Genomic DNA, 952 nt, shown 5'->3' with positions numbered 1-952 from the left:
ATAAAAAACAGGACCTTGAAGTTCGTGCTATCGGAGAAGAAGGTCAGCGCTTGGAAATGCGCTTAAAAAATGACGCTGCAATTATGAGTGATAATGAAAGAGCGAAAATGGCATCTGATCTTGAAGAAGCGATTCAGGAATATAAGTACCGCAAAGGTAAGCTTGATAAGGCTTTGGCAGAAAGACGGAATGAGTTTTTGAGTGATTCAAAGCCCAAAATCGATCAAGCGATCAACGAGCTAGTAAAAGAAGAAAAACTGGATTTGTTGATTCCTCGTGAAGCGGCTTTATATGCCAATCAAGAAATGGATTATACAAATAAAATTATCGAGAAGCTTAACAAGCTAAACTGATCTTTCTATATTTCGTGAGTTTAATCAGATGAAGCAAAATGCCTTTACCTTAAAATATTTGGCGGACTATGTGGAAGGAGAGGTTCGAGGTGATGCGTCGATAAGCATCTCGGGCCTTTCGACTCTGCAGTCGGCTAAGTCAGGTGATTTAAGCTTTTTAGCGAATCCTGCCTATGAGAAATATTTAGCGGATAGCCAGGCCGGTGCCGTGATTGTTACCCCTCAGGTAGCCGAAGCATACGATGCAGATTTGATTATTCATGATAACCCTTACCTGGCGTATGCGCGTTTAACTCACTTGTGGGACAGTACCCAGCTTGACCTTAGTGCGGGTTCAGATATCCACCCTTCGGCTGTTGTGCATGACACTGCTGAGGTCGCTGAAGGCGTTTTTGTGGGAGCTGGCGCAGTAATTGGTAAAGGTGTTTTCTTAGGGGCTGGTTGTGTAATTGGTGAAAATACGACAGTTTCTGATGACTCGCGGATAGGTGAATGCACTCGACTTTATCCAGGCGTCAATATCTATCACGGCGTGACGATTGGTGCGCGCTGCATTATTCATAGTGGTGTCGTGATAGGCTCAGATGGATTCGGCTTTG

General features: G+C 44.0%; 2 protein-coding genes. Both read left to right on the top strand.

Features of this window, described 5'->3' with window-relative positions; all coding sequences use genetic code 11:
• Positions 1–353, top strand: a 353-nt coding sequence (locus tag A3735_RS06705) for an OmpH family outer membrane protein (protein WP_068637800.1), incomplete at its 5' end; no start/stop codon positions are given.
• A gap of 28 nt (positions 354–381) precedes the next feature.
• Positions 382–952 (top strand): LpxD N-terminal domain-containing protein (locus A3735_RS06700; RefSeq protein ID WP_304439971.1); only part of this gene is annotated, 571 nt, incomplete at its 3' end.

This window comes from Oleiphilus sp. HI0061, from assembly GCF_001635675.1.
This window is presented reverse-complemented; position numbering and strand designations above follow the sequence as displayed.